The sequence below is a fragment of the Streptomyces sp. NPDC029466 genome, from assembly GCF_055574515.1.
Genome location: NZ_JBVHZH010000021.1, coordinates 87,343 through 93,158, shown reverse-complemented (window position 1 = coordinate 93,158; position 5,816 = coordinate 87,343). Strand labels below are relative to the sequence as shown.

Annotated in this window: 4 protein-coding genes; 2 read left to right on the top strand and 2 right to left on the bottom strand. The window is 72.1% G+C overall.

Annotated features, from left to right (window positions below):
- Window positions 1-1,284, bottom strand: a 1,284-nt coding sequence (locus tag ACZ4XD_RS17985; protein ID WP_468043197.1) for a HAMP domain-containing protein, incomplete at its 3' end; no start/stop codon positions are given.
- A gap of 345 nt (window positions 1,285-1,629) precedes the next feature.
- On the opposite strand from ACZ4XD_RS17985, the gene ACZ4XD_RS17980 reads away from it, so the two are divergent.
- Window positions 1,630-3,456, top strand: coding sequence for a SpoIIE family protein phosphatase (locus tag ACZ4XD_RS17980; RefSeq protein WP_468043106.1), 1,827 nt, complete (start codon window positions 1,630-1,632; stop codon window positions 3,454-3,456).
- 44 nt (window positions 3,457-3,500) lie between these two features.
- Here ACZ4XD_RS17980 and ACZ4XD_RS17975 read toward each other — a convergent pair whose 3' ends face one another.
- Window positions 3,501-3,740, bottom strand: a complete 240-nt coding sequence (locus ACZ4XD_RS17975; protein WP_423605310.1) for a hypothetical protein — start codon at window positions 3,738-3,740, stop codon at window positions 3,501-3,503.
- A 340-nt stretch (window positions 3,741-4,080) separates the two neighbouring features.
- On the opposite strand from ACZ4XD_RS17975, the gene ACZ4XD_RS17970 reads away from it, so the two are divergent.
- Complete coding sequence (locus ACZ4XD_RS17970) at window positions 4,081-5,730, top strand: long-chain fatty acid--CoA ligase (RefSeq protein ID WP_468043104.1); 1,650 nt, start codon at window positions 4,081-4,083, stop codon at window positions 5,728-5,730.
- Window positions 5,731-5,816: the final 86 nt, after the last annotated feature.

The window sequence follows — 5,816 nt, the reverse complement described above, 5'->3', positions numbered from 1 at the left end:
GCCGACCTCGCGGGCGACGCGGGTGACCTCGTCGGCGAAGGCGGAGAGCTGGTCGACCATGGTGTTGATCGTCGACTTCAGCTCCAGGATCTCGCCCTTGGCCTCGACGGTGATCGTCTTGCCGAGGTCGCCCTCCGCGACGGCGGTGGCGACCAGTGCGATGTTGCGGACCTGGGAGGTCAGGTTGTCCGCCATGAAGTTGACGCTCTCGGTGAGGTCCTTCCAGACCCCGGATACGCCCCGGACCTGTGCCCGGCCGCCCAGCCGCCCTTCGGTGCCGACCTCGCGGGCGACGCGGGTGACCTCGTCGGCGAAGGCGGAGAGCTGGTCGACCATGGTGTTGATCGTCGACTTCAGCTCCAGGATCTCGCCCCGGGCATCCACGGTGATCTTCTGGCTCAGGTCGCCGTTGGCCACCGCCGTGGTCACCTGGGCGATGTTGCGGACCTGCCAGGTCAGATTGGACGCCATGAAGTTCACGTTGTCGGTGAGGTCCTTCCAGACCCCGGAGACGCCCCTGACCTGCGCCCGGCCGCCCAGCTGACCTTCGGTGCCGACCTCGCGCGCGACCCGGGTGACCTCGTCGGCGAACGCCCGCAGCTGGTCCACCATCTTGTTGACGGTGAGCTTCAGCTCCAGCAGCTCGCCGGTCGCCTCGACCGTCACCTGCTGGGTCAGGTCGCCGGTGGCCACCGCGGTGGTGACCACGGCGATGTCCCGCACCTGCGCCGTCAGCCGGGACGCCATGGTGTTGACCGCCTCGGTCACATGCAGCCAGTCGCCGGACAGCCCCTGGACCTTGGCCCGGCCGCCCAGCCGGCCCTCGGTGCCGACCTCGCGGGCGACCCGGGTGACCTCGCCGGTGAACAGCGACAACTGGTCGACCATGCGGTTGACGCCATTGCCCAGGCGGCGCAGATCGCCGCGGAGCTGGCGGTTGCCGTCGTGCAGATCGACCCGCTGGGTCAGATCGCCGTCGGCCACCGCGTCCAGCACCCGGGTGGCCTTGGCGAGCGGGACCACCAGCGCTTCGAGCACGGTGTTGGCCGCGTCGATGTTCGTCGTCCAGGTCCCCTGGCCGGGGCTCGCGGAGATCCGCTCGTCCAGCCGGCCCTGCCGGATGATCTCGCCGCGGACGCGTTGCAGCTCGGAGGCGAGATGGGCGTTGCGGGCGATGATCTGGTTGAAGACGCCGGCCATGTCCGCCAGCACCCCGTCCGTGGAGCCGCCGGCCGGCGAGCTCTCCACACGCGTGGTGAAATCCCCGTCGCGCACCGCGTTCATCGCCGCGAGCAGCGGCCGCAGCTCACTCGTGCGTACCCACTGGCCGTCGGGCGGGGACGCGGCGGGCGGTGCGGGCCGGACGTACCCGGCGGGCTCGGACTGCTCGGACGACGGCTCGGACGGTTCAGAGGGCGTGGAGGGCTGAGCGGGCTCGGGAGGCTCGGGCCGGGCCGGGTCGAGCGCCATGGCGCACCATCCCCCAGTGATCGAAGCGGGGAAATCCCATCGGGCAGAGTGATCCATTTGGGCAGGTATGACATAGTATAAAGCGCTCGTAATCACTTTTTCCCGGCATATCCAGGGGGCGCAGTGGTGCCGCTGTCCTCCCCGCACACGACGGAATCCGTGTCCCGGAAAGGTCTGCCCGCGAACCAGCTCGCGGCCGCCGGAGCACGCAAGTTCGTGCGCGCCCTGCTCACCGAACGGGCCGCCGCGCCCTCCGCCACCGCAGGGCCCGGCTCGGCGGCGATCAACGCGGAGCTCATCCACGACGCCGTCCTGCTCACCAGCGAGCTGGTCACCAATGCCGTGATGTACGCCGGTACCGAGATCGATGTGACCTGCCGGCTGGAGCACGAGCAGAATCCCGCCGAGGGCGACGGGGAACGCGGCCGGGCGAAGCTGGGCCTGGTCATGGAGGTCTCCGACCGCCATCCGGCCCGGCGGGTACGCGGCGGGGTGGACGCCCGCACCGGCGAGCCGGGATACGGCCTCCAGCTGGTGAGCGCGCTGGCGGAATCGTGGGGGGTGACCTACCGCAAGTCGGTGAAGACCGTGTGGTTCCGGCTGGAGGCCACCGAGGGCGAGCCCGGCACCATCGGCTCCGTGCCCCGGCCCGTGTCGCGCCCCGTCGCGCCTCCGGCACCGCCGGACCGGCCCGTCGCCCAGCGCCGCCGTACGCACGGCTACGCCGCCGAGTGGGCCGACCGCGGCGGACCGTCCTTCCTCGCCGAGACCAGCGAACTGCTGGCCGGGCAGCTCGACCAGGACATGGTCACCGCGCTCGCCGCCCAGCTGCTGGTGCCCCGGCTCGCCGACTGGTGCGCGATCTGGCTGACCACCGAAAGCGGCACGATGCAGCTCTCCCGGGTCTGGCATGTCGATGAGCGGCGGATCGCTCCGCTCCGCGCCGACCTGGAGGTGGACCCGCCGGCCGACCTCATCCGCACCGCCGGGACCCCCTGGCCCTGGCCGGAATGCGCCGGTGCGGCCTCCTCGGGCGGGTCCGCGCTGGCCTTCCCCCTGGTCGCCCGGGACACCGACCAGGGCATGCTGCTGCTCGGCCGGGCGGGACACCTCCAGATGACCGACACCGTGGTGCGGATGGTCGAGGATGTCGCCCGCCGCGTCGCCCAGGCCGTGCTCACCGCCCGGCAGTACACCCGGCAGACCACCATCAGCCTGGCGCTCCAGCGGCGGCAGCTGCCCGCGACGCTCGCCAGCATTCCCGGCGTCGACACGGCGATCGTCTACGAGCCGCACGGCGAGGGCCAGACCGTCGGCGGCGACTTCTACGACGTCTTCCCGATGGGCGACCGGCGCTGGTGCTTCCTGCTCGGCGACGTCCAGGGCAAGGACCCCGAGGCGATGTCCGTCACCGGCCTGGCCCGCCATCTGGTGCGGCTGCTGGCCCGTGAGGGGCACGGCGTCGAGTCGGTGCTCGGCAGGCTGAATCTGGCCATGGCCGAGGAGAGCGCGGAGGCGGTGGAGCTCGGCGGCGAACAGGCCAGCTCCCGCTTTCTGAGCCTGTTGTACGGCGAGCTGGAGGTCGATCCGGGCACCGCCGGGGCCCGCTGTACGGTCGCCACCGCCGGCCATCCGCCGCCGCTGCACATGTTCGTCGACGGCCGGGTCGAGGCGGCCTCCGACCCCCAGATGCTGCTCGGCATCGATGAGGGCACCGAATTCCAGGCCAGCTCCTTCATCCTCGCCCCGGGGGAGACGCTGCTGTGTGTGACCGACGGGGTCACCGAACGCCGCTGCGGCAACTGGCAGCTCGACGACAACGACGGTCTGATCGAGGTGCTGCGGGACGGAACCGGGCTGGGCGCCAAGGCCCTCGCCGAGCATGTCCGGCGCGCCGCGCACGACTTCGGCACCGGCCCGGTCGAGGACGATCTGTCGGTGCTGGTCCTCCAGGCGGTGACCCCGGTGGCCGATCGGCGCCCGTGAGCGGCCGGCCGGCCCATCGGTGGCCGGCGGTCAGCGCCGCGGCCTCACCGTCCGCCGCCGGCCTGGGTGGCCACCGGCCGCCCGCCACCGGAGATCACGCCCCCGCCCAGCCCGGCGACGGTGTCCAACTGCCCGCCGAACAGCGGGCGGCCGAGGGAGGGGCCGTCGACGGCGGCCCGCGGGGCCGGGGCGGCCGTGGGCGCCGCCTGAGCGGTGCCGCAGGCGAGGACACCGACACCGCCCAGGGCGGCAAGGACGAGGCAACGACCGAGGTGGGGGCGCATAAGACGCTCCTGTCAGAAGAGGAAACCGGGAAAACCGGACGCTCGTCAGCGTGCTGCTCCGTCCGGACGCCGCACAAGCAACGTGCCGTAAGGGCCATCCCTCCGGGTGAACGGCGGCTGCCTGCCCTTTGACCTGGGCGAACGGGGAGGGGCCGCCGGGCGGGGCGGCGGCGCCGGAAAACCGCCGGGCGGGCCACGGCGGCTCGCCCCGTGCCCCGCCCCGCCCGGCCATATGCCTCCATGAGCGGGCAAGAACACACGCCCGGGGGCGTGACATACCAAGCGGTATGCGTCGACAATCTCAGCACCATTACCCGCCCGTACACAGCGGAGGCACCCGGTGCTGAGCACGATGCAGGACGTACCGCTCACCGTCTCGCGAATCCTGACCCACGGGTCGACGGTTCACGGTGAATCGCAGGTCATCACCTGGACCGAGGGGGATCCGCACCGGCGCACGTTCGCTGAGATCGGCCGCCGGGCCGCACAGCTGGCCCATGCGCTGCGCGACGAGCTGTCGGTGGCCGGCGAGGAACGGGTCGGCACGCTGATGTGGAACAACGCGGAACACATGGAGGCGTACCTCGCGATCCCCTCCATGGGGGCGGTGCTGCACACCCTCAATCTGCGGCTGCCCGCCGAGCAGCTGGTGTGGATCATCAACCACGCCGAGGACCGGGTCGTGCTCGTCAACGGCACCCTGCTCCCGCTGCTCGCCCCGCTCCTCCCGCAGCTGCCGAACCTCCGTCACATCGTCGTCGCGGGCCCCGGCGACCGGTCGGTCCTCGACGGCGCGCAGGCCCGGGTGCACGACTACGAAGAGCTGATCGCCGGCCGCCCGGAGAGCTACGCCTGGCCGGAGATCGACGAGCGGGAGGCCGCGGCGCTCTGCTACACCTCCGGGACCACCGGCGACCCCAAGGGCGTCCTCTACAGCCACCGTTCGCTCTATCTGCACTCGATGCAGGTCAACACCGCCGAGGCGTTCGCGCTCAGCTCCCGCGACATCACCCTGCCGGTCGTGCCGATGTTCCACGTCAACGCCTGGGGCCTGCCGCACGCCGCGTTCATGGCCGGCGCCTCGCTGCTGATGCCGGACCGCTTCCTCCAGCCCGCGCCGCTCGCCGAGATGATCGAGACCGTCCGGCCCACCATCGGCGCCGCCGTCCCCACCATCTGGCAGGGCCTGCTCGCCGAACTCGACGCCACGAAGCGCGATGTCGCCTGTCTCCACACGGTCGTCATCGGCGGCTCCGCCTGCCCGCCCGCCCTGATGCGCGGCTTCGAGGAGCGGCACGGCATCCGCGTCGTGCACGCCTGGGGCATGACCGAGACCTCCCCGCTCGGCAGCGTCTCCCACCCGCCGGCCGGCGTCAGCGGCGACGAGGAGTGGACCTACCGCGCCACCCAGGGCCGCTTCCCCGCCTCCGTCGAGGCCCGGCTGATCGGCCCGGACGGCGAGCAGCTGCCCTGCGACGGCCGGGCCGCGGGCGAGCTGGAGGTCCGCGGACCGTGGATCGCGGGCGCCTACTACGGCGGCGCGCAGGGCGACCCGCTGCGCCCCGAGGACAAGTTCAGCCCCGACGGCTGGCTGCGCACCGGCGATGTCGGCACCATCACCCCGAACGGCTACCTCACGCTGACCGACCGCGCCAAGGACGTCATCAAGTCCGGCGGCGAATGGATCTCCTCGGTCGAGCTGGAGAACCATCTGATGGCGCACCCGCATGTCGTCGAGGCCGCGGTGGTCGCCGTCCCGGACGACAAGTGGGGCGAGCGGCCACTGGCGACGGTGGTGCTCAACGACGGCGCGACCATCGGCTACGAGGAGCTGAAGGCGTTCCTCGGTGAGCGGATCGCGCGCTGGCAGCTGCCGGAGCGGTGGGCGGTGATCCCGGCGGTGCCCAAGACCAGCGTGGGCAAGTTCGACAAGAAGGTGCTGCGCAAGCAGTACGCGGCGGGCGAGCTGGACGTGACGCTGCTGGCCTAGGACACCTTGTGGGGGGGGGGGGGGGGGGGGGGGGGGGGGGGGGGGGGGGGGGGGGGGGGTTGGTCACGTCGCGTTCTCTTTCTCTC

Coding starts and splice junctions, on each gene's coding strand:
- ACZ4XD_RS17975 (WP_423605310.1), bottom strand. CDS start 3,740: ATGCGCCCCCACCTCGGTCGTTGCCTCGTCCTTGCCGCCCTGGGCGGT.